15 protein-coding genes are annotated in these 23,735 nt (G+C 46.9%); 12 read left to right on the top strand and 3 right to left on the bottom strand.

The genetic code is table 11. From position 1 onward, the window contains the following. The first annotated feature begins 568 nt into the window (after window positions 1-568). The 8 genes from D1627_RS15815 to D1627_RS15780 all read left to right on the top strand — a co-directional run bounded on the left by D1627_RS15815 (window position 569) and on the right by D1627_RS15780 (window position 9,287). On the top strand, window positions 569-1,963 hold the full coding sequence (locus tag D1627_RS15815; protein WP_119433246.1) for an undecaprenyl-phosphate glucose phosphotransferase: 1,395 nt from the start codon (window positions 569-571) through the stop codon (window positions 1,961-1,963). After that, the gene (locus D1627_RS15810; protein WP_119433245.1) at window positions 1,953-2,774 is read left to right on the top strand and encodes a WecB/TagA/CpsF family glycosyltransferase; all 822 of its coding nucleotides are present in this window, start codon (window positions 1,953-1,955) and stop codon (window positions 2,772-2,774) included. The genes D1627_RS15815 and D1627_RS15810 overlap by 11 nt, the downstream gene beginning before the upstream one ends. 394 nt (window positions 2,775-3,168) lie before the next feature. Then, on the top strand, window positions 3,169-3,972 hold the full coding sequence (rfbF, locus tag D1627_RS15805; RefSeq protein WP_119433244.1) for a glucose-1-phosphate cytidylyltransferase: 804 nt from the start codon (window positions 3,169-3,171) through the stop codon (window positions 3,970-3,972). Between the two features lie 62 nt (window positions 3,973-4,034). Then, window positions 4,035-5,120, top strand: coding sequence for an NAD-dependent epimerase/dehydratase family protein (locus tag D1627_RS15800; protein ID WP_119433243.1), 1,086 nt, complete (start codon window positions 4,035-4,037; stop codon window positions 5,118-5,120). A 13-nt stretch (window positions 5,121-5,133) separates the two neighbouring features. Then, on the top strand, window positions 5,134-5,697 hold the full coding sequence (gene rfbC, locus D1627_RS15795; protein WP_119433242.1) for a dTDP-4-dehydrorhamnose 3,5-epimerase: 564 nt from the start codon (window positions 5,134-5,136) through the stop codon (window positions 5,695-5,697). A gap of 44 nt (window positions 5,698-5,741) precedes the next feature. Next, entirely contained in the window at window positions 5,742-7,100 is a 1,359-nt protein-coding gene (locus tag D1627_RS15790; protein ID WP_119433241.1) for an NAD(P)H-dependent oxidoreductase, read from the top strand. 182 nt (window positions 7,101-7,282) lie between these two features. After that, window positions 7,283-8,062, top strand: a complete 780-nt coding sequence (locus D1627_RS15785) for a nucleotidyltransferase family protein (RefSeq protein ID WP_119433240.1) — start codon at window positions 7,283-7,285, stop codon at window positions 8,060-8,062. Between the two features lie 13 nt (window positions 8,063-8,075). Beyond that, on the top strand, window positions 8,076-9,287 hold the full coding sequence (locus tag D1627_RS15780) for a glycosyltransferase family 4 protein (protein ID WP_119433239.1): 1,212 nt from the start codon (window positions 8,076-8,078) through the stop codon (window positions 9,285-9,287). 27 nt (window positions 9,288-9,314) lie between these two features. Here D1627_RS15780 and D1627_RS15775 read toward each other — a convergent pair whose 3' ends face one another. The 3 genes from D1627_RS15775 to D1627_RS15765 form a co-directional block, all read right to left on the bottom strand. Then, the gene (locus tag D1627_RS15775) at window positions 9,315-10,514 is read right to left on the bottom strand and encodes a glycosyltransferase family 61 protein (RefSeq protein WP_158607201.1); all 1,200 of its coding nucleotides are present in this window, start codon (window positions 10,512-10,514) and stop codon (window positions 9,315-9,317) included. Between the two features lie 78 nt (window positions 10,515-10,592). Beyond that, complete coding sequence (locus tag D1627_RS15770; protein WP_119433237.1) at window positions 10,593-11,732, bottom strand: alginate O-acetyltransferase AlgX-related protein; 1,140 nt, start codon at window positions 11,730-11,732, stop codon at window positions 10,593-10,595. Window positions 11,733-11,738: 6 nt separating this feature from the next. Beyond that, a complete protein-coding gene (locus D1627_RS15765; RefSeq protein WP_119433236.1) occupies window positions 11,739-13,214 on the bottom strand; it encodes an MBOAT family O-acyltransferase in 1,476 nt (491 codons plus the stop codon). A 435-nt stretch (window positions 13,215-13,649) separates the two neighbouring features. Between D1627_RS15765 and D1627_RS15760 the strand changes: the two genes are divergently transcribed. The 4 genes from D1627_RS15760 (at window position 13,650) to D1627_RS15745 (ending at window position 23,587) form a co-directional block, all read left to right on the top strand. After that, complete coding sequence (locus D1627_RS15760) at window positions 13,650-18,119, top strand: Ig-like domain-containing protein (RefSeq protein WP_158607200.1); 4,470 nt, start codon at window positions 13,650-13,652, stop codon at window positions 18,117-18,119. A gap of 6 nt (window positions 18,120-18,125) precedes the next feature. After that, complete coding sequence (locus tag D1627_RS15755; protein ID WP_119433234.1) at window positions 18,126-19,118, top strand: PorP/SprF family type IX secretion system membrane protein; 993 nt, start codon at window positions 18,126-18,128, stop codon at window positions 19,116-19,118. Window positions 19,119-19,426: 308 nt separating this feature from the next. Further along, window positions 19,427-21,112, top strand: coding sequence for an SGNH/GDSL hydrolase family protein (locus D1627_RS15750; protein ID WP_158607199.1), 1,686 nt, complete (start codon window positions 19,427-19,429; stop codon window positions 21,110-21,112). A gap of 192 nt (window positions 21,113-21,304) precedes the next feature. Further along, on the top strand, window positions 21,305-23,587 hold the full coding sequence (locus D1627_RS15745) for a LamG-like jellyroll fold domain-containing protein (protein ID WP_119433232.1): 2,283 nt from the start codon (window positions 21,305-21,307) through the stop codon (window positions 23,585-23,587). Window positions 23,588-23,735 lie beyond the last annotated feature (148 nt).

The raw sequence follows: 23,735 nt of genomic DNA, 5'->3' as shown, positions 1-23,735 counted from the left end.
TTTAAACTATCCCTTATAAAATTGTATAAATTTGTAATTTGCTTAAAATTTATACTGTATTTATACTGCGTTATGTAGCTATAGTGTTGTATAGGTTCTATTATTTTAATAAGCGTAAAACCTGTTGGGTAAGTGTTTGTATCGGTAAAGTTATATAAATAGTAATTGGCCTATATTTATGCAGGATTTGATGAATTGCACTCGTATTTAAGGCCTTTTATTCAAATAAAGTAATTTTTGAATATAATAACATAGATTTTTTTATATATTATTTTATCACTTTTTTTCAATGGAACTTCTTAAAATCATAAACCTTACTGGGGCACAGCCGTATTTTTTCCTAAACATCCAAATGTTTTTCTCGCCGGTACTTTACAACGGAGTTTCTGGCACTACAGGGAGCAGCGGATTCAGGGACTTAAGCAATAATCATTGTAAAGCTTAACAACTGATGGGAATGTCTAATTGCGCTGAGTTTGCCGGAGTGGCAACACGTGAAGTAGTAATGTGAGAAAGCAAGTAAATGACATTAAGGAGTAATTTATGATTAAATAAGTACTAGACTACGATGAACAAATATAGACACTATTACAGCTTTAACAGGGTTCTTCTGTTAATTCTTGACGTCACACTTATAGCATTCGCCTTCAAGATTTCAAACCTCATCCGCTATGGCAGCTTGGACCTAGACCACCAGTATAATGTGTTCTTTGTCATGTTTGCCTTGGTATGGTGGATCGTTTCGGGCTTCTCTAATTTCGTGATCCGGGTTGACGGCTTGTTTTCCATTGATAAAAAGGTAGCCAACCTGCTGAATGTCTTTATACTGCATGCCCTGATCTTGGCAACCTGTATTGTGGTGTTTAACCTGGAGCAGCTTTCGCGCTTGTTGCTGCTTTACACATACCTCTCTACTGCCTTGCTGATAGGAGTAAGCCGTATGATAACCCAAATGGTTTACCGCTATTTCACGAATTCAGGCATGGCTCATACCCGCTACGTTATTGTGGGCACAGGTACGGCTGCAAGGGCATTGCACCAAACCATGACTAACAATGATGAGATTGGCAGCAAGTTCATGGGTTTCTTTGATGATGACGTTGACGTGAACAGCCCATACAACAGCCAGGTGCGCGGTAACATCGAAGACCTAAAAGAATACTGCCTGCAACATAGCATAGACGAGATATATTATACAAAGCCGCTGAACGATAAAAGCCAGATTGATGAACTAACTCAGTTTGCTGAGGACAACTTTGTGTACCTGCGTATCGTTCCGGATTTCAGTGCCATCGTGCAGAAGGATGTAAACATGTACTTCTATCACAACATCCCAATGATCAGTGTACGCAACGAGCCGTTGGAACTTGCTTCTAACAGAGTGGTTAAACGCATCTTTGATGTGGTTTTCTCCCTTACTGTTATCCTGCTGGTGTTCCCGATCCTGTTCCCGATCATAGCACTTGCCATCAAGCTGGAGTCTAAAGGGCCAGTATTCTTTAAGCAACTGCGCCCAGGCAAAAAGAACAGGCTGTTTGTATGCTATAAATTCCGTACGATGCGCGTAAATAATAACACCGAATTGCAGGCTACTAAAAATGACCCGCGTATTACCAAAGTAGGTGCCTTTATGCGTAAGACTAACCTGGATGAGCTGCCTCAGTTCTTTAACGTGCTGCTCGGAGACATGTCGGTTGTAGGACCGCGCCCAAACCTGGTTTCCCAGTTAGACCAGTACTCTAAGGTCATCTCAAAGTATAAAGTGCGCCACTTCGTAACTCCTGGTATTACGGGATATGCGCAGGTGAGTGGCTACCGCGGCGAAACCAAGGAAGTTCACCTTATGGAGAAGCGCGTAGAATACGATGTAATGTATATGGCTAAATGGAGTTTTATGATGGACATGAAGATTATCTTCCTGACTGTTTGGAACATGATTAAAGGAGAAAAGAATGCTTACTAATACCGTGCAAGAGAATACACTTACCACCGAGCCACCAATTAAACAGAAGCGACAGCTGCTGAGCTCCCTTATCTCGGCTGGTTCATTTAACGATTTTGTAAATCATGTTTTCTGGCTAACAGACCATAAAGAGTCGTCGTATGTGTGTTTTGCTAACGTGCACATGTTGATGGAGGCTCGTAAAGATCAGGAGTTTCAGCAACTGCTTAACAACGCAGATATTGCTTCTCCGGACGGGGGGCCGCTTTCCAAGCTTATGAAACTGCTCTACGGCGAGCACCAGGACCGTGTGCCAGGCATGGACCTGATGCCGCGTTTGCTTCAGGAAGCCGCCGACAGAGGAAAGTCTGTGTATTTTTACGGATCTACAGACAATGTGCTGGAAGCAGTTGTAGCCCGTGCCAAAGAAGATTTGCCTGCGTTACGCATTGCCGGGCATTATTCGCCTCCATTTCGTAAGCTTACGCACATCGAAGACATGGCTATTACAAAAATGATAAATGATTCTGGCGCTGACTTAGTTTTTGTGGCTCTAGGGTGCCCAAAGCAAGAACGCTGGATGGCTGACCATAAAGGCCAGGTTAAAGCCTGTATGCTGGGTGTAGGGCAAGCCTATATGACGTACGCTGGGCTCGAAAAGCGCTTGCCGAAGTGGGCCCGCGACCTCAGCCTAGAGTGGACCTATCGTTTGTGGCAGGAGCCGCGCCGCCTATGGAAGCGCTATCTTGTTACCAATACCATGTTTGTGCTGGAAGTGGTTAAGTTAATGCTGACAAGGCGAAACCGAAGACCACAGCTGGCAGCCCAGTAATTTATATCAAATAAAGCTCTGGAGTGAAGATGATATGAGATGGAGAACATTTACAGAGCATTATTATCGCCAGCGGCAGCCTTATAGCCGCTACCGGCAGGCAGTTCTACAATTCTATAATAAGGTTAAGTACGCCCAAAAGCGGTCCTTTAGCGTTATCAGCCCATCTCAATTAGACACCTCTACGCGATCTGCGTATGTTAAATCTGCGCACCAAGGCGCAGCGCATAAATAGCGGTTCAAAGCAGTTGTATACTTTCTGACGGAAAAAATCTTGTTTCAAACATCAAAATATAGAAATCTCCGTATTTATCAGAAAACAAGGTTTTAGAAGAGTACAATCTCTGAAAACCATACTTACCAAACGTTATAACCCTTTAACCCTTTACGATAGATGAAAGCAGTTATACTTGCCGGCGGATACGGAACAAGAATAAGTGAAGAAAGTGGCGTTCGGCCGAAGCCAATGGTTGAAATCGGTGGGAAGCCGATCCTATGGCACATCATGAAAATCTACTCCCATTACAACATTAACGAGTTCGTGATCTGCTGCGGCTACAAAGGGCATATCATTAAAGAGTATTTTGCCAATTACTTTCTGTACAATTCTGACGTTACCTTCGATATGCGTAAAAACTCGATGGAGGTGCACAAAAATCACACAGAATCGTGGAAAGTAACGCTGGTAGATACCGGAGAAGGCACGCTTACGGGCGGCCGCCTGAAACGTGTGCAGGATTATATAGGCAATGAGACTTTCTGCCTAACTTACGGTGACGGTGTGAGCGATGTGAACATAGCCGAAGCCATTGCGTATCACAAAGCGCAGGGTACCAAAGCTACTTTAACTGCGGTGCAGCAGCCTGGCCGTTTTGGTGCATTTACCCTTTCTTCCGAAGCTACCAAAGTTCCGCAATTTAAAGAGAAGCCAACCGGTGGCGATATGCCATGGATCAACGGCGGGTTCTTTGTGTTGGAGCCAAGTGTGTTTGATTACATCGAAGGCGATGAAACTATCTGGGAGCGCGGCCCACTGGAGAGCCTTGCTGAAGAAGGAGAGCTATCAGCCTACCGCCATAGTGGTTTCTGGCAGCCAATGGATACCCTCCGCGACAAGCATGTGCTGGAGGATATGTGGCAAAGCGGCAAAGCCCCTTGGAATGTATGGCATAAAATGCTGTCAGGCGCGGTAAATTAAGTATAGCTGCGCCACTAGATTCTGGATTACCCAAACCCTACTTTATATATAGATACCATTATATGAAAATACTGATAACCGGAAACATGGGTTATGTAGGCCCTAGCGTTGTGGAGCGTCTCCGTGCAGCATACCCAGAGGCAACCCTTGTAGGGTACGATATGGCATACTTTGCTTCGTGCCTTACAAATGCGCCCATTCTTCCAGAAAGCCAGTTAGATATGCAACTTTACGGCGACGTGCGCACCATGCCTGCCGAAGTGCTGCAGGGTGTAGATGCCGTGGTGCATTTAGCAGCCGTTTCTAACGACCCGATGGGCAAGAAGTATGAGGACGTAACCATGGAGGTTAATTATAAGTCCAGTATCCGCATTGCTGAGATGGCCAAGGCAGCCGGCGTAAAGAACTTTGTGTTTGCTTCCAGCTGTAGCATGTATGGTGCAGCCTCAGAGCAAGCTAAAACCGAGGATTCTGAACTGAACCCGCTAACAGCGTATGCACGCTCTAAAGTGGCTACTGAAAAAGAGCTGAAGCCGCTTGCTGGCAATGGATTTACCGTAACCTGCCTGCGCTTTGCAACAGCCTGTGGCATGAGCGACCGCCTGCGCCTAGATTTAGTACTGAATGACTTTGTTGCTGGTGCCGTAGCTACCGGTAAGATCAACATCCTGAGCGATGGCACGCCCTGGCGGCCGCTTATCCACGTAAAGGACATGGCACGCGCCATTGAGTGGGCTGTAACGCGTCATCCGTTAAATGGGGGCGAGTACCTTGCCGTGAATACGGGATCTAACGAGTGGAACTACCAGGTATACCAACTTGCCAATGCTGTGGCAGAAGTTATGCCGGGCGTAGATGTAACCGTAAACCAGGATGCAGCCCCTGACAAGCGCTCCTACAGAGTAAACTTTGATCTTTTTGCGCAGTTGGCTCCTAACCACGTGCCACAATATACCTTATTCCAGGCAATACAAGAGCTGCACGACGGCCTGGCTGCCATGGAGTTTAAAGACGGTGACTTCCGTAACTCATTGCTGATGCGCCTAATGGTGTTAAACAGCCTGCAAGAAAACGGTAAACTGAACGAGCAACTGCAATGGCAACGCAATAAATCCGCTGTATCCGAAGCAGAACTAGAAACCGCTTAAGTATAACTACCACATGATATTCACAGAAACAAAACTTAAGGGAGCCTTTATCATTGATGTGAAGCGCCTGGAGGATGAGCGAGGCTTTTTTGGCCGCTCTTTTTGCCAGAACGAGTTCGAGGCGCATGGCCTGAGCAAAGATGTAAGGCAAACGAACGTATCATATAACAAGAAGAAAGGTACCCTGCGCGGCATGCACATGCAGTTGGCCCCAAACGAGGAGTCGAAATTGGTGCGCTGTACGCGAGGTGCCATCTACGATGTGATCATTGACATGCGCCCGGATTCCGAGACGTATAAGCAATGGATTGGCGTAGAGCTGACCGCCGATAACTACCGCATGCTGTTTGTGCCGGAAGGGTTTGCGCACGGATTCATCACGCTGGAGGATAATACCGATGTAACTTACCAAGTAACAGAGTTTTACACTCCGGGTGCAGAACGCGGCATCCGCTGGAACGACCCAGCCTTTAACATTGAATGGCCAATTGAGCCGGTTGTGATCTCAGAAAAAGACCAGGCGCACCCTGACTTTGAGGAGACGCAGGAACAAGCAAAAGGAAAGCTGCTGGTCTAGTACCGGCAGCTTTTGCCTGTTAAAACTTAAATTTATACTTCAAGATGATAATAGTAGATACCGCTCTGGCAAAACGCCATGCCGAAGGCAACCCGATTCGTGTGGCCATGGTTGGAGCCGGATTTATGGGCCGAGGCATTGCCCTGCAAATTAGTAAATACACCCAAGGGATGGAGCTGGTAGCCATCGCTAACCGTACCCTCGATAAAGCCAGACAAGCCTATACAGAGGCCGAGATAAATACCATTGCTGAAGTTAGCTCACTTCCCGAGCTAGAGGAGAATATCCGCCAGGGCAAGTATAGCATCACCGAAGATGCCATGTTGCTTTGCGAAGCCGAAGGCATTGATGCCATCATTGAGGTGACCGGAGCAGTAGAGTTTGGCACAAACGTGGCTATGCGCGCCATTCAAAATGGCAAGCACATCATTATGATGAACGCGGAGGTAGATGGCACCGTTGGCCCGATCCTTAAAGTATACGCAGACAAGGCGGGCGTTGTGTTTACCAACGCCGATGGCGACCAGCCGGGCGTGACCATGAACCTGTTCCGTTTTGTAAAGGGCCTTGGCGTGAAGCCAGTGCTTTGCGGAAACATCAAGGGCTTACACGACCCATACCGTAACCCGACCACGCAAGAGGGCTTTGCAAAGAAATGGGGCCAGCAGCCATCTATGGTGACATCGTTTGCCGATGGTAGCAAGATATCTTTTGAGCAAGCCATTATTGCCAACGGCACAGGCATGCGCGTAGCTAAGCGCGGCATGCATGGCCCTACAGTTTTGGGCGGAACAACCTTGAAGGAATGCGTACAGGATTTATACCCACTCGAGGACTTGATGGAAGGACCGGGCATCGTGGATTACGTTGTAGGCGCAGAGCCAGGGCCAGGCGTTTTTGTACTTGGCACGCACGATAACCCGCTGCAGCAGCATTACCTCAACCTTTATAAGCTAGGAGAGGGGCCGCTATACTTATTCTATACACCGTACCACCTGTGCCATTTTGAAGTGCCAAACACCGTGGCCCGTGCCGTATTGTTTAACGATGCTGCACTCACGCCAATGGGTGCACCACAGGTATCGGTAGTTTCTGCTGCTAAAATTGATCTGAAAGCTGGCGAGGTACTGGATGGCATTGGCCACTACATGACCTACGGCCTTTGCGAAAATGCAGACATTACCGCTGCACAGAGACTGTTGCCAATAGGCATTGCAGAGGGTTGTGTCTTGAAGCGCGACATCCCTAAAGACCAAGTATTAACGTATGATGATGTGGTTCTGCCGGAAGGACGATTGGTAGACAAATTGCTGGAGCAACAGGCTGCATACTTTGCTGCCACCGAAAGCGCTGAGCGTGATAGGGTTTTACAAGATCTATCTAAAGCAGAAGCTTCACTGTAACCAACGATTATTAAGCCTTTAAAGTATGCTTAGAGTGCCGCTCCCTGTAGTGCCGCCTGTAATTCAATAGCAAGTAGCCATCAGAAAGGGTTGCAATTCTAACGTTGAGGGTTGTCATACTTATAAAATACATTTAGTCCGCGCATTGTATTCCACCGGAAAGCGATGCGCGGCTTTTTTAAATGAAAGCATCAGAAAATATTGTGGGGCTTATACCTGCGGCAGGGCTTGGTTCGCGGCTTTCACCGATTCCGTGCAGCAAAGAGTTGCTACCAATTGGGTTTCAGGTGCATCCGGAGCATGGCGAGGATCATCCAAAGGTAGTGTCGCAGTACTTACTGGAGCACATGCGCCGTGGCGGGGCTAGCCAGGTTTACGTTATACTTCGAAAGGGTAAATGGGATATCCCCGACTATTTTGGAGATGGCAGCCAACTTAACCTCCACTTGGCATACTTGCTTATGCAACGCCCTCATGGTTGCCCCTACTCTATAGATCAGGCCTATGCTTTTGTAAAACAAAGCCGGGTACTGTTTGGCTTCCCGAATATCCTTTTTGAACCCGGAAATGCTTTCGAGCAGCTGCTGCATAAGCAGAAAACCACAGCAGCTGACGTGGTGCTAGGCTGCTTTAAAGTATCATCTCCTCACAAATGGGATATGGTTAAATTACAGGCTGGAGGCATCGTTAAAAGCATACACCATAAACCCGAGCATTCCGATCTAGCCTATGCCTGGGCCATTGCCTGCTGGGGGCCACGCTTTACCGACTTCATGCACACGTACCTGCAACAACAAGAGGTACGCCTACAGTCCTCCGGTGCAGAGCTAAGTATAGGGGAGGTGGTGCAGGCAGCCCTGAACAGCGGTTTGTTGGTGCAAAGCGTATGCTTTGCTAACGGCAACTGTCTTGATGTTGGGACTCCTAAAGACTTTCGGAAAGCTATTAAAATTTTATCCTGACCTCAAAACCCCTATGCGCATACTTCTCATACATAACTACTACAAACAGGCCGGCGGCGAGGATACCGTATTCCATCAGGAAGCAAAGCTGCTTCAGGCCCATGGCCATACTGTTGAACTGTTCACATTCTCGAACAACGATGTGGTAAGTATAACTCAAAAGCTGGAGGCGGCACTTGGTGTAGTGTATAACTGGCGCAGCGCAAACCTTATCAGCAGGAAAATTGAGTCTTTTCAGCCAGATGTTGTACACGTGCATAACTTTTTCCCCTTAGTGTCTCCGGCAGTATTTGAGGTATGCCACAAGTATAAAGTACCTGTAATGATGACTCTGCATAATTACAGGCTGATTTGCCCAAGTGCCGTGATGCACTACCATGGCAAGGTGCAACTGCACAATATGCATAAGGTGTTTCCCATCAAAGCCATTGCGCAGGGGATATACCGTGGATCAAAAATAGAAACAGCCTCTGTAGTACTCAGCACTGGTATCCACAAGTTGCTGGGCACGTGGCGCAACAAGGTCAGCCGCTTTATTGTGCTTACTCCGGGGGCAGCCGAGTTGTTTTACAATTCATCGCTTAGCCCAAAAAAGGGGCAATTAGCCATAAAGCCTAACTTTACAGCCGACCCAGGGTTAGGGCTTGTAGAGCGTGAGGGCTACTTTATCTATCTAGGCAGACTGACAGAGGAAAAAGGCATCAGGACATTGTTAAAGGCGCATACGCAACATGCTTTTCCGCTCAAAATTATTGGAACCGGCCCTTTAGAAAAAGAAGTACAGGAATACGCAGCTCACAACGCAGCAGTCGAGTTTCTTGGTTTTAGAAAAAGGGAAGAGGCCATGCAGTGGCTAAAAAGCGCAAGCGCGCTCATTTTTCCGTCGGAGTGGCTGGAAACCTTTGGCATGACGGCTGTAGAAGCTTTTGCTACAGGCACTCCCGTAATTGCTGCCAAAATAGGGGGCGGGGCACACTTGGTGCAGCACCAGGTAAATGGCATGCATTATGCCCCCGGTGACAGCCAGCAGCTGGCAGAATGCGTGAAAATGCTGCAAAATCAACCTGCTTTGATCAGGAAAATGGGGCAAAGTGCGCGCGCTTCTTATGAGCAGCTTTATACGCCGGAGGTTAATTACAAGCAGCTGATTCAAATATATAAACAAGCGATGCGCATAAAAGAAGAACCTGCTCCCGCAAAAAGCATTGCAGAAGCAGGTTTATAAGATGCGTTAGTGGCAACAGCGGTTAAATCAGGCTACTTCTGCACGTTTAGCCGCTGTGCTTTTTTTCATATCTTCAAGTATAGCCACCACCTTTTCGGTTTCGACCAGCAGATGCTCGCGCTGTCCTTGTCCGGCATCGCGTACACGCTTGTTGCCCTTGCAGATAATATATTCGTAGTCCAGGTCTATTTTGGTAGCAATGTCATAGAATGGCTCAATTACGAAACCTTCATTAAAAATCTCCACCATTTTTGTGCCTGGCTTGCAGAAAAACATACTTATCAGGCCTGCACCAGTAGCACCAAGCACAACTTTGGCTTTTGAGAAAAGCTTTATTTTTTCTTTTATACTTAGATGGCTCGATACGATAGTTTTAAAGCCATACGGCTTCAGTTTCTCGAGCAGCTCTTTTTCGTTTAGTACATTGCGGATTTTAGAATCGGAACGGCTGATGTACAAGTATGGCGATTCCGGAGTAATCAGTTCGGATTCTTCTTCAGCATAAGGCAAGAACGACTCCTGGATAAAGTCGCAGAGCCATTTAGGGATTAACGTATGATTTCCGCGCGGAGCCGTAGAAGCTATTATGCAATCGGCAGCAATGTGTGCGTGTGTATCGCCCGTAATGATTTTCGCCGCCGGAATACCCATTAACTCCAACGTTTCGGTCTGGAAACTATAGCGCAGGCTAGGCACGTAAAACCAATCTACTTTATCGTAAAGGCCACTTTTGCGCAGCAAATGCAGGCGAGGGAGCACATCGATAAACCAGTGGCCAATGTTATTGATGCCAGCACCACCTGTAAGCATCGAAAAAACCGTTCCACTCAACTTAGTAGGTGTTGTAAAGTAGCGCTGCTCAAAAATATTATTAAGGTTTGGTTCGGCCACCTTGCCTCTAGTCAGGCTCAGCGACACGTTTTCAACCAGCCGGTTATACTGCGATACCACAGCTACACTGCTCTCATTGTCGGTGAATATGCGCCCGTTCGGCACTTCTACCACCATGTAGTCTGTCTGTACTTTCTTTTTAGGTTTCCAATACTCAGAGCAAGCCTCATACAAGTCGTCTGAGATATTTAAATCTGTGATATGGGACGGATAGATCGGGTGAATTTTAACTTCGCGCTCATTATTGGCAGTTGGCAGATCAAGGTTTATGCGACAGACATCTCCAGGCCTATATTGCGTGTTATAGGGCACGATTCTTCCTAAAATCTTCTTCAACCTTTTTGTCCCCTTTGTATAGTAAGCCTTCATTATGATGGGTTTTAGGTTATTTAGCGTGTATGGCAGCTCTAGCTGCTAATTGGTTTCTTTAAAATTAACGAGGAGTTTTTCCTCTTTTTTTTCGGGTGTAGCCTGCAGTTGTGCCACGGTGGTGTGCCTGGCTACCAAACTAGCCGCAACTTTTACGGCCACCTCGTTCCAATGGGCATCATCTACAGGGTAAAGTGGTACTCTTTTTTGCTGGTACAAGGCCCTGAAAGTGGGCTGCAGGTCTACGTACGCTACTCCGCGCCGCTCTAGTTGCGCTAACAAACGAGGTAAAAACGTGGCTTGTTTTTGCGAGGGTAGCAGTTGGTAATAAATATTCTCTTTGTTAGGGATTGGTAAGAAAACGAATTCTATCCCGCGCTCCTGAAGCACATTGCGGTATCCTTCAAGCACATCGGCGATTCTTGTTATCTCTTCATCACTGAACTCACGGTTAGCATACTCACCCTCCATAAAGAATTCGTTGTTATAGCTGATGTATTCTCTTTTTCCCAGGCTCCGTTCCAGGTCAGCCAAGGTGCGGTGGTAAAGGCCAAGCTTGGAAATACGGTCGGCAGTTACAGCCAGTGAGGTAAGAAAAGAAGAGGAACTGATGAGATTCCCGGTGAAGTCGCGCAACTCAGAGTTAATCCCGTTTTCGCCTATGGCAGGCAGCTCGGGAATGCGGCGCTCAATGCTTGATACAATTACAAGTTTAGGCGGAGTCTCTTCAAAACGATCTGTTGCCAAAAAGCGGTTCACGGTTGCGGGTGCAAAAGAGTACACATCGCGGTGCAAGTGTTGCTCCAGCACAGCGGCCAGCGTTTCGTCCTGAGAGAGCTTGGCGCCCGTTATATTAGAGTCCCCTATCAGCAGCACATCATTCTTTGTATCGCGGTTGCGATAGCCATAAGCATCGGTATACCATTCTACCTTGCGCTTCTGGGCATACGGTGTTCGGGGTGCCAGTTCGCCTTCTTCCACCATCTGCATGTGTATGTTGGGGTAAAACGGGCCCGACATAATACGCATGCTGTTCACCGAAATTGTCTCCCAAATGCGGAAGGTGAAGTAGTTCATGGGCAGTACAAACACCTCAATCAGAGGCCAAAGTATAAACGGCAGCGCCAGAAGGGCGAGCTTTGCAAGCAACCGTTTTACACCTTTGTTTTGTATTGATTTTGTCATACTTTCTTAAAACTGAAAATAGATAAACTCCTGGTGCCCAAATTGCCCAAACAGCAGCACAGCGATAATCGCCGCATAGTATACGCCCCATCGCACCCAGGCCGGCCGTTGCATGATCAGTTGTGATACACTACCATTGCGTTGTATTAGATGTACGGTTTCCATGATGGCAATGGCTAAAATAGAAACGGCAAATATTTTAAAACCTTGATCCATGAATATGGCGTGGCTCCAGTCGAGGGCCGTTAGCTGGCCAGGATTTGTGATTACAGACGCGCTTTGGGCTATTATATAAAACGCATCTGTGATATTGTTAGCCCTAAAGAATATCCAAGAAAAGCATACCAGGAAAAACACTGTTAAAACTTGAACCCACTTATAAAGGAGCGGGCGTTGTGCTAGTCCGGCGCGTTGTGCAAGCGCGTTGCGCTGCTCAGCCGTAAGTATGGCAAACACCAAGTAAAACCCGTGTAGGGCACCCCAAACAATAAAAGTCCAGTTGGCACCATGCCATAGGCCACTTACTAAAAAGGTAATAAACAGATTATAATACCATCGCCACTTAACCACCCGGTTCCCGCCTAGCGGAATGTAAAGGTAATCGCGGAACCAGGTTGACAGAGAAATGTGCCAGCGGTTCCAGAACTCAGAAATGCTTTTAGAGAAGTATGGACTCCGAAAGTTCTCCATTAAGTTAAAGCCCATAACCTGTGCAGCACCAATGGCAATGTCAGAATAGCCTGAAAAATCGCAGTAGATCTGGAAGGCGAAGAAGACTGTGGCAATGATATGGGAGATGCCTTCATATTCCGTAGGGTTGTTGTAAACGGAGTTGACCATCATGGCCAGGTTATCGGCAATCACTATCTTCTTAAAGAAACCCCAAGCCATTCGTCGTAAACCTGCCACCACGCGCTCATACTTGAACTCATGGCTTTGGTGCAGTTGCCCGAGCAAGTTGCCGGCGCGCTCTATGGGGCCAGCCACCAGTTGCGGAAAAAAGGAAACGAAAAGCGCGAAAACCCCTAGGTGCCGTTCCGGCTTAATGCGGCCATTGTAGACATCTATACTATAACTCATCGTCTGGAAAGTATAGAAGGAGATGCCCATTGGCAGTAGCAGTTCAAAGGCTGGCATGGCGTAAGGCACATCCAGGGCTGTGGCCAGGTCGCGAGCACTATCGTTGAAGAAGTTATAGTATTTAAAAAGAAGCAGCACACCTAAGTTTGCCATGAGGCTGAGATAGAGCCAGGGTTTGCGCCGCGACTTATCCTCGTCGGGGTAGCGCCCCATCATGCGTCCGCAAGTATAATCTATCACTGTAGAAGCTACCAGTATAAGCGTATAGGCAGGCTTCCAGGACATGTAAAAGTAGTAGCTGGCAAGCAGCAATATTATCCAGCGCCGGTTAAAGGGCGTTAAGAAGTATAGCGTAACAACTACCGGAAAGAATATGAAAAATTCAGTAGAGTTGAAAAGCATAAAAACAATCGTTAAAGGGTGTACTATGTTCCAATCTGCAGCAGGTATCGTTATGCTTCGGGTGTAAGTTGGACTTCAGCTACATTAGTGAAAATCCGGGTCAGTTCTTTTATTATATAGAAGTTGTACTAAAAGGTTGTGATGTATACCATATATTTTTTCTGCTAGATATATATTTTTAAGTATAGCAAGTTGGTGAGAAGCGTCTTAGCGGCTGTCTACGTTGTTATAACACAGTAGTTCAATATTATAGTACTATTTAAGTGTACTTTTCGTAGTTAGCCATCATTAATTTGGGCAACCAAGGAATCGAATTAACGTTATATAGGGAGCCTATTCAAAAGCTAGAACTCTATTCGATTCATTTCTATGCCCTTACACTTTCTACTGCGCCAGCTGCTTCTTATAGCATTATTAGCGCTGTGCCTAAAAGCGGTGTCTGCTCCGTTATCTGAAAACAAATCTGCCCCCGCGGTTGCATTGGCAGCGCCTCAAGTAGAGGCCAGGTCATCGCTGGTTGGGGCAATAACCTTATCTTGGGCCCCTGTATCTGGTGCTACCGGCTATGTGCTGGAGAAATCAAACACAGGCGAAGCCGGAAGCTTTACTGTGCTGCAAACGCTGGACGGGGCGGCCAGAACATACAGGCATACAGGTTTATACTATAGCCAAAAAGTATACTACCGCATCAAAGCCATATCCGGGAGCGAAACATCAACTTACAGCAGCACCGCATCCGCCACCACCCATGCCGAAAGCAAGGTGTTTAACATTATGCCCTTAGGCGATTCCAATACCGAGGGGGGGAGCAATGACGTTCCAGCCAATCAGAAAGCAGCTTACCGGTCACGGTTAGCGAAGTTGCTAGACGCATCAGAATCTAATGGGTATTATAATTATGTGGGCGATGAGAAAACAGGAAGCGATTTGCTGAAGGATGTAGACCATGCCGGTTATGGCGCCGCCCGAACGCAGGACTTGCTGGAGTTATTAAAGAATGGTTCTTATGTACGCTGGTTCGATGGACAGCGCATGGGCCTTAGCTATACGGCCAAGTACCTGGAAGTATTTACTCCTGATGTAATCCTGCTGCATATCGGCACCAATGACATAAGCAACGAGGGTGTAGATAATTCGCAGAGCGCAGTAGATAACGTAGAGAAGATACTTAACGAAATAGACACCTACGAGCAGAGCTCCGGGCGCGAGGTTACGGTTATACTTGCCAAGATCATTAAAAGTGTGTGCACAAGTGGTTTTTGCTACAAAGGCTCGGAGCGCAGTAAAAACGATGTGATAGACATTTACAATACTAAGTTGCAGGCCTTAGCGGGCAAGCGCATCGGCAACGGCGACAGGCTGGAACTGGTAGACATGGCTGATGCCGGCATGGTGTACGACTTTACGTCGAATGGCGGCGATATGGCCGACCCGCTTCACCCGGCCCAGCAAGGCTACGATAAAATGGCAGGAGTATGGTTTAATGCACTGGAACGCCTGCTAAACGTGCGCCCGCAAACACCACCAGACACACAAGCTCCTGAAACAACTATCGCTTCCAAACCAGCAGCAATCACTAACAGCAAAACAGCAAGCTTTACGTTTACAAGCAACGAGAGCGGTGTAACTTTTCAGATAAGCCTGGATGGTGCCGCTTTTACAAATGCAGCCACGCCTTATTCAGTAAACAACCTTTCGGATGGAGAGCACACGCTTCGCGTGCGCGCCATGGATGCGGCGGGCAATATAGATGAAACACCCGCTTCGCATACATGGTTGGTCGATACCCAGGCACCGGCAGCACCGGTTATTTCGTCACCGGCGCAAAATGCACTGCTCAATAACAATAAGCCAAGTATAAACGGAACCGCAGAAGCTGAGAGTATTATATCATTATTTGCCAATGGGCAACAGTTAGGAACTACAGCCGCTGGCACAGACGGTAAGTGGAGCTTTACCCCAACCACAGCACTAGCCGATGGCACACAGCAACTTGCAGCGAAAGCCGCAGATGCGGCTGGCAACAGCAGCCTAGCTAGCAGTGTTCGAAGCTTCACAGTTGATACCAAAGCACCTGAAACAACAATTGCCGACAAACCCGAGCAGGTAACCAAAACAAATAAAGCCACATTTAGCTTCAGCAGTAACAAAAGCGGGGTAACTTATGAGGCAAGTATAGATGGGGCTGCGTTTACAACTGTTGCAAACCCCCATACTTTAACGGGGCTCTCGGAAGGCGAGCACACCTTGCAGGTACGCGCCACCGATGCCGCCGGAAATACTGATGCCACGCCTGCCATTTACACTTGGTCTGTTGACACAAAAGCACCTATTGCACCAGTAATTTTGCGTGTTTCCGAAGATAGAGGTCCGGTAACCGATGATGCGATAACTTCTGACAATACCCTCTCGCTGTCTGGCGAGGCTGAGGCAGGTGCTACGGTTTTAGTTTTGAAAGACGGCCAAGCAATTGGCGACACAAAAGCCAATGCAGCAGGAAAGTGGACATTAAGTCATGAAAATACAGCGTTGGCTGCAGGCACTTACATGTTTACAGCCACTGCTACCGATGCCGCTGGCAACGCCAGTGTGTTAAGCAAGGAGTTCGAAGTGCAAGTAGAACTCACAGCTCCGGTGGCAACTATAACTTCTACAGCTGCTTCACCGGTGAAAGATGCGTTTGCCATCCGAATTGCCTTCAACGAAGATGTTTATGGCCTGGCAGCCGCTGACATAGTAGTGAGCAACGGAACACTTTCAAACTTCGCGGCATCAGGCAAAGCAACCTATTCAGCCAATGTGCAGCCTGCCACAGATGGTAGAGTAACGGTTGTACTGCCAGGCGGTAAAGCTATGGATATTGCCGGTAATGTAAATGAAGCATCTAACTCACTGGAGGTAATGTATGATGGCACGCGCCCGCATCTGGCAATAAGCTCTGAAGCTGCGGTAATGGTAAACCAGCCATTTACAGTAACATTCACCTTTGATGAGCCGGTTACAGATTTTGCCCTTACGGATATCAGTGTTACAAACGGTGCTGCAGGCGATTTTAAAGCTTTAAGCCCTTCCGCTTACACTGCTTTAATTACGCCGCAGGCTGATGGTGAAGTAAGTATAACTGTGGCAGCAAACAAAGCCACCGATACTGCCGGAAACGGAAACTTGGCCGCCACTGCCCTAAAGAGAACGTTTGATGCGAAACAACCGACAGTAGTGTTGAGCACAACTGCTACTAGTCCGCTTAATGCAGCCTTTACCATACGTGTGGCTTTTAGCGAATCAGTTACTGGATTTGATGCCACGGATATTACAGTTGTAAACGGAGCAGCTTCTAGCCTACAAAAATTAGCCGACGACGCGTATACCGTTCGCATAACACCGCAGGCAGCCGGTGAGGTAAGGGTAACCGTGGGCGCTGGCGCAGCCAAAGATATGGCTGCAAACGATAACCTAACCTCCAACACACTAGCTGTAATCTATGATGCAGACAGCCCGGCCGCCACGCTGAGCACAACTGCGCCAACCCTGACAAACGCTTCTTTCATTGTGAGATTAACCCTTACAGAAGCGGTTACAGGCCTGGGAATTAATGATTTTGTGCTTGTAAATGCTTCGGCATCTGATCTGGATAAAGTTTCGGAACTGGAGTATACTATGCTAGTAAAACCAGTTGGAGATGGAAAAGTGAGTATAGCGCTGCCTGCAGATAAAGTGCAGGATGCCGCCACAAATGGCAATATGGCCTCAAACGTGTTGGAACTAATGTATGATGCCACGGCACCTGCTGGCTATACCCTAGGTTTCGGGACAGAGGTAGTGGATTATGCAAATCAAGCTAGTGTGCCAGTTAAAGTGAGCGGAGCAGAAGTAGGTGCCACGTATGTGTACTCTGTCAGCAGTAACAAAGGCGGTAGTGCAGTTACTGGCACAGCTTCGGTTACTGCGGTTAACTTTAATCTGCCAAACCTGGATCTTCGCGGTTTAAACGATGGGGAACTTACTATAACATTTTATCTGGTAGACCAAGCCGGAAACAAGGGCACTAGCACCTCCGCTAAGGTTCTGAAACAGACCAAGAGTGTGGCTGCGGTAAGTGCTCTGCCAAGTATAAAAGTGCCTTTCAAAACAACATACGGCGAACTCGACTTACCACGCCAGGTAGAGATAACCTATACCACAGGCGAAAAGGAAAAGCTGAACATTACTTGGGTAAAAGGTGACTATAACGGCCTTGTAGCTGGTAGCTATGTGCTCGCTGGGCAGTTAGAGCTGAAGGAGGGTACGAGCAACCCAGAAAATATGGGCGCAAAAATAACCGTAGAAGTTGCCCCTAACCGGCCGCCAGTATCCATAAAATTGAGCACTGATGTTTTTCGCCCAGATATACAGCCCGAAGAGGTAATCGGTACATTCACTACCTCAGACCCTGATGATACAGAATTTACCTATGAGTTTACAGCAAGTGGCGCAGACAATAATTTGTTTGAGATCATCAACGGAAACGAGTTGCATCTTAAGTCTAACGAGGGCTTATCGGGCAAATCAGTATTCTCAATAAGCGTGCGCAGCACAGACCCATACAATAATGCGATTGAGAAAACCTTTAGCCTGACTAAATCGCTTTACAACCCGGAAAAAGAAATTAAGCTGGTAAACGCATTCTCACCGGATGGAGATGGCATAAATGATACCTGGAAAGTGCCAGAGTTGCGTTACTACAACCAAATAGAAGTAACTGTATATGACCGCTCAGGCAAGCGCGTCTTCCAGACTACCGATCCTGAGCAGGGTTGGGATGGGAAAGGCGCTGATGGCAGAATAACTGACGGCTCATACTTTTATGTGATTTCAATCAAGGATATCAGCCTGGTGCAAAAAGGTGTAGTTACAGTATTTAAATAAGACATCATGAAAAAAGCTATACTATTTGCCTGCTGTATGATGCTGATTTGGGCTGCGCAGGCTCAAAACAGAAAGTATATGGCAAATTTCTCGCAGTTCAGGCAATACTATAATCCTGCACTTACAGGCGCAGACGGATCAGCGGTGAAGAGCCTATACCGCAACCAATGGACAGGTTTTAAAGACGCCCCTAAAACAATTTTGGCAACGGCAGAGCTAGACATGGACATGCTGGGCCATAAGAAAAGTGGGTACTTCCGGGGGCAGGGGCAGCGAAGCGAGCCTCCGAAGTTTGGTGCCAAGCACGCCCTGGGTTTAACATTGCTCCACGACCAGTTTGGCCCGGCTCGGGAACTGCAGGTTGGCTTAAGTTACGGATCCGCCATAAGAATTTCTGAAGCATTGAGCCTGCGCTGGGGAACGGCGTTAACCTATACCGCACATAGCTTGGATGGAAACAGTCTGACCCTGGAAGAAGAAAATGACCCCAGGTTCAGCAATATACTGGGCCAGCAAAATCGCAGTGGCAAAGGCGACATTAACCTTGGCCTCACACTCACAAGTGAGAATTATTATATTGGCTATGCAATGAAAGATGCCACAGCGGGCAAGTTGCTTTCTACAGGCGATGATTATTTAGCAGACTTCGAAACAAGGAAGCAAATCGTAACAGCTGGTTATAGAGCCGATATCTCAAAAAATATAGGGTTTGCAATTAATGCGTTATTCCAGCACGACGGGAAGGAAAAGGCTTTACTGGAAGGGCAGGCAAAAACAATCTACAATAACATGCTTTGGGTAGGTGCGGGTTATAGAAACGACAAAGCCTATCATGTAAGTGCTGGCTTACAACTCGACAGGTTTGCTGTGGGTTATACGTACGAAACCTCCTCACAAGGTTCTGAATCAATTAACAAAGCCACTAACGAGATCACGCTTGGTTATTTGCTGCAACGAGGTAAGTCAGATCATCAGCAAAAACCTACTAAAATCTGGTAACAATTACCTGCAGGCTTCGGCTTATAATTTGTATTTAACACTTAAATAAAAGCCCCTCTATTGAGGGGTTTTGTTTTTTGGAGTGAAGCATAGCTTCTAGAAGCGTTCAGTGGATTGAATAGTAATTAAAAATATTTTATTAATTCTTAAAATAGTAGTAACCGAATTATAAACATCACGTTATACAGGGCTGCATTACATACTTGCTATATAAGTTTATTATGTTATTTCGCTTCGCTCTGAATCAAACTTCAGCTACCTTGCTCGCATTGGCTCTATGCCTGTGCGCTATTATTCTGCCATATACTGTGGTAGCGCAAACAAGCCTAAGCAAACCTGAGAACCTTACAGCAAGAGCATCTTTCGTAAAGGCGATTATCGTGCGATGGCAAGCCGTAGAAGGCGCAGAGGGATATACCATAGAAAAATCTGCAACAGGCGAAGAAGATACTTTTTCGGAATTAGCAATTGTAGATGCAAGCACACTTTCTATTCGGGATGCCGGGCTGGGGCTTGATGAAGAAGCATATTATCGGGTAAAGGCAACTGCCGGAGTTGCCAATGCCGAAAGCACAAGCGGAACGGTATCCTCTCCATACAGCGCCATAGTCAGCGCCAGAACCAACCCCGACGAACTCATCAGGATAATGCCATTAGGAGACTCCAACACCGAAGGAGGTAACGGCTCTGTGTCGCCTGAAAATCGCGTTGGATACAGAAAGGAGCTGTATAGAAAACTCGTAATAGACGGAAGGCTTGACGGTTATCAGATTGATTTTGTGGGTAATGAGCAGATGGGGGAAGGCTTCGCCGATCAGTTCCTGGCCGACAACGGTTTTGAGTTGGATGTGGACCATGCAGGGTATGGAGGGGCTCGTAATCAAGATATACTTAGCTTGCTGAAAATTGGGAAATTCAATTTTTATGGACAAGGTGATTTTCGTGGGCCAGGTGACGGACCATATTTAGATAAATTTAATCCCGATGTTATATTTCTCCACATAGGGACGAATGATATAAGCAACGATGGCATAGATGACTCACAAAATGCAGTAGATAATTTGGAAATGGTTTTGAATGAGATTGATAAGTATGAGCAGTTTGCTGGTAAAGAGGTAACAGTTATACTTGCCAAGATCATTAAAAATGTATGTGCTACCAATAGCTGTTATAGAGGCGAACACTATACTAAAAACGAGGTGATAGATATTTATAACACTAAGTTACAAGCCTTAGCAAGCAAGCGCTTCGAAAATGGTGACAGGTTGGAGCTGGTAGACATGGCTGATGCCGGAATTGTTTATGATTTCGAATCGGATGGCGGAGATATGGCTGATCTTCAGCACCCAGCACAGCAAGGCTACGATAAAATGGCGGGAGTGTGGTCTAATTCGATTTCTCCGATACTTAGTGCGGCTGCCGCACCGCTTCCTGTAGAACTCATGCATTTTGGGGCGGCTGCAACCAACAACGAAATAATTCTTACCTGGAGCACAGCCTCAGAAGAGAATAACCGTCACTTTGAATTGCAGCGCATGCACGAAGGCATCGATTTTACAACAATTGGCACCGTAGCCGGGGCGGGTAATAGCCTGCATAAGCTAAATTATACATACCATGATAATACTGCGCCGGCTGGCAAGCTATTGTATCGCCTAAGGCAAGTAGACTTGGACGGCACGTTCACCTACTCAAAAATAGTGTCTGTGACCTATGCGCCAACACTGCAAAAAGAGGCACAAGTATACCCTAACCCAACCAATAAGCCCGGACAGGTACACCTGCTAGCATTCGGCTACGTAGCTGAAACTCCTGTAACTATCAGGCTCTTCAGCGCGATAGGCGCACTTATGTATTCCCAAAGTGTATTACCTGCCCAATCGGGAGAAGTAAGAACAACCTTGCCTATCACTGTGGATTTACCAGTTGGGCTTTATGTGCTTAAAATCAATTCAAGCAGCAAAGCCGAAACTCTTAAACTTATCTTAAAATAGCTTTCGCAAAGTATAAATCTGTCTGATTAAACTTAGCTATATAATTGGCGTACTATACTCTATAAAGGTGAGGTGGTGCCTTGCCTGAGACATAATTATGTAGCTTTTGTTGTTTGCAGTTATTGCATCCTACTGCTTTATCGTGTGCTCTGGCTCCAGTTCAGGGCGTGTTTTCCCGACAGATTTAATTAAATGACATATCTATACCTTTTACGCCAATTTTCTGCTGGCAAAACCTTTTTAAAAGCCACCTCCTGGTTTGTATTAGCGTTGGTTACCAGCTTCTTATCTCCTTTTGCAGTATTTGCGCAGTCTGGCTGCCCTGATGGGCTAGTGCATTACTTTGGGTTAGACGAAACAAGCTCTGGCTCTTACTCCGATTACGCTTCTCCGTCTGTGGCCACTTGTACCGATTGCCCTGCAGCCAGCACTGGCTTGTTTAATGGTGCGCAGCGTTTCTCAGGAAGTAAAAACGGATTGACACTAACAGATATCGAAAAATTTGAGTGGGGCCCTAACAGCAACTTTACCATGGAGCTGTGGATGAAGGCAAGCGGTACGTCATCGGACAACCAGGTTTTTATTGGCCGCGATGCCAAAGATTCCGAGATGATGTGGTGGTTAGGCATGAGCGCATCAGGAAAGCCCCGCTTTGAGCTCTACGACAGAGACCGCACCGGCTTTGGAATTGTAGGCGAGGACATTAAAATAAACGATGACCGATGGCACCATATAGTGGTTGTGCGCGATGGCCGCCTGCGCGTTAACAAATTATATGTGGATGGCTATTCTGTAGGTTCTTATCAGTTTGACTATACTGCCAGCTTTGAAAGCAGCTCACCCATTAATATAGGCTTCCTGGATCTTAACAAAGGTTTTGGCTACACAGGCCAGTTAGACGAGCTTATGGTGTACAACCGAGCCTTATCTGAGACCGAAGTACGCGCACGTTTCAACAATGGGGCTGGCAGTTACTGCGGCCCACAACAGGTAAAGCCCATGATAATGTCGGAGGCAGTGACACACGGCGTTGTAGACCAGAAGTATACTTACGATGTGCAGGCAGTGGGCAATCCTGCACCTGTATTTGCATTGGCTGATGCTCCCTCTGGCATGCAGCTTGACAGCAAGACAGGGCAGATAACCTGGACACCGACGGCAGAAGGCAATTACAAAGTGATTGTTACAGCTACTAACAGCTCCGGCTCCGACAGGCAGGAGTTTACTGTTGCAGTAAAAAAAGGCATTGGTGAGAAAACAGGTATGATTCACCATTGGATGCTCCATGAAATAAATGGATCACGGTACCGCGATTTTTATACGCCCTACGATGCAACCTGCTCTCAGGAGGCCAGGCCAAAACCTGTGAATGGCGTTGTGTCAGGGGGGCAGGAGTTTGATGGTCAGGATGATGGCTTAAACGTAGAAGAGAGCTATAACTTTGATTGGGAGGCTAACGAGACGTTCACAATAGAGGTATGGTTACGCACCAACGGCAGCACCTCAGGCAACCGGGTACTGATTGGGCGCGATGCCAAAGACTCTGAGGCGCATTGGTGGGTAGGCCTGGATGGCGAGGGCCGGGCCGGGTTTCAGCTGCTGGATCTCGAGTGGCAGGGCATATTTGTAGGCGGTGCCGGCGCAAAGCTAAATGATAATGTATGGCACCAAGTAGTGGCTGTTAGAAATGGCAAATCAGGCCTGACTGAACTTTACGTGGATGGCGCGAAGGTAGCTAGTGGTAGCCACACGTACACACATGGTTTTGCCAGTCGTTCCGCGGTAAATATAGGATACCTCAATGATGGCAATGGTTACCACTATGAAGGCATTTTGGATGAGGTAAAACTGTTTGGGCGCGCGCTTACCGCTGATGAAATTGAGGAACGCTACTCCAGCGTGTTTGATGCCATCACGGAATTAGTGCGGTTTGAAGGCCAGTACATTGGAGGTTCCATTCAGCTAACCTGGGAAACAGCCGCAGAAGCTAACCTTTCGCATTTCGTTGTAGAGCGTTCCGAAGACATGGAAGCCTTTGAGCCTTTAGGTGAGGTAAAAGCCAACGGAAATAGTAATACAGCCATTATCTATAATTTTAATGATATAGCTCCCCTTCAGACCAAAAATTACTACAGGCTAAAAATAATGAAGGAAGATGGCAAGTATACTTACTCTAAAATCATAATGATTGAGTTTGGGGGGCCTACCGCTACTTTTTTTAAGATTTATCCCAACCCTATAGAGCAGGGCGAGGTAACTGCCGAGCTGTCTAATTTGCCATCCGGAGAGGTGGTGCAGTTTTATGTGGCAGACCTGCGCGGCAAGCGCTTGGTCCAGGAACAAATGCAGGTAGATGATTTTGGCCAGCTACAAATTATAGTGCCTATAACAGAGGTTTACCGCCCGGGCATGTATACTTTAACTGTAATATCGAGCAAACGCATTATAAGTCGAAAACTAATTGTAAGACGCTAAAATACGTGCTGTATATACAATCTTTAATTTCTATTTCTATACATAGAACTATAGCACTATTTGCTCGTACAAAAAGCAAACCTGACAGGTTTGTATCCAAAGTTATCCTAATTCTTGCCGTGTAGAACAATGTAATCAGGATTACCTG

Origin of the sequence: Pontibacter oryzae, assembly GCF_003576375.1 — a bacterium.
Lineage (GTDB): Bacteria > Bacteroidota > Bacteroidia > Cytophagales > Hymenobacteraceae > Pontibacter > Pontibacter oryzae.
The sequence above is the reverse complement of the archived record's forward strand: the minus strand, read 5'-3'. Positions and strand labels throughout refer to the sequence as shown.

What these genes read in the sequence shown, in the direction of transcription:
- D1627_RS15815 (WP_119433246.1), top strand. Translation starts at nt 569, where the DNA reads ATGAACAAATATAGACACTATTACAGCTTTAACAGGGTTCTTCTGTTA.
- D1627_RS15810 (WP_119433245.1), top strand. Translation starts at nt 1,953, where the DNA reads ATGCTTACTAATACCGTGCAAGAGAATACACTTACCACCGAGCCACCA.
- rfbF (WP_119433244.1), top strand. Translation starts at nt 3,169, where the DNA reads ATGAAAGCAGTTATACTTGCCGGCGGATACGGAACAAGAATAAGTGAA.
- D1627_RS15800 (WP_119433243.1), top strand. Translation starts at nt 4,035, where the DNA reads ATGAAAATACTGATAACCGGAAACATGGGTTATGTAGGCCCTAGCGTT.
- rfbC (WP_119433242.1), top strand. Translation starts at nt 5,134, where the DNA reads ATGATATTCACAGAAACAAAACTTAAGGGAGCCTTTATCATTGATGTG.
- D1627_RS15790 (WP_119433241.1), top strand. Translation starts at nt 5,742, where the DNA reads ATGATAATAGTAGATACCGCTCTGGCAAAACGCCATGCCGAAGGCAAC.
- D1627_RS15785 (WP_119433240.1), top strand. Translation starts at nt 7,283, where the DNA reads ATGAAAGCATCAGAAAATATTGTGGGGCTTATACCTGCGGCAGGGCTT.
- D1627_RS15780 (WP_119433239.1), top strand. Translation starts at nt 8,076, where the DNA reads ATGCGCATACTTCTCATACATAACTACTACAAACAGGCCGGCGGCGAG.
- D1627_RS15770 (WP_119433237.1), bottom strand. Translation starts at nt 11,732, where the DNA reads ATGACAAAATCAATACAAAACAAAGGTGTAAAACGGTTGCTTGCAAAG.
- D1627_RS15765 (WP_119433236.1), bottom strand. Translation starts at nt 13,214, where the DNA reads ATGCTTTTCAACTCTACTGAATTTTTCATATTCTTTCCGGTAGTTGTT.
- D1627_RS15755 (WP_119433234.1), top strand. Translation starts at nt 18,126, where the DNA reads ATGAAAAAAGCTATACTATTTGCCTGCTGTATGATGCTGATTTGGGCT.
- D1627_RS15745 (WP_119433232.1), top strand. Translation starts at nt 21,305, where the DNA reads ATGACATATCTATACCTTTTACGCCAATTTTCTGCTGGCAAAACCTTT.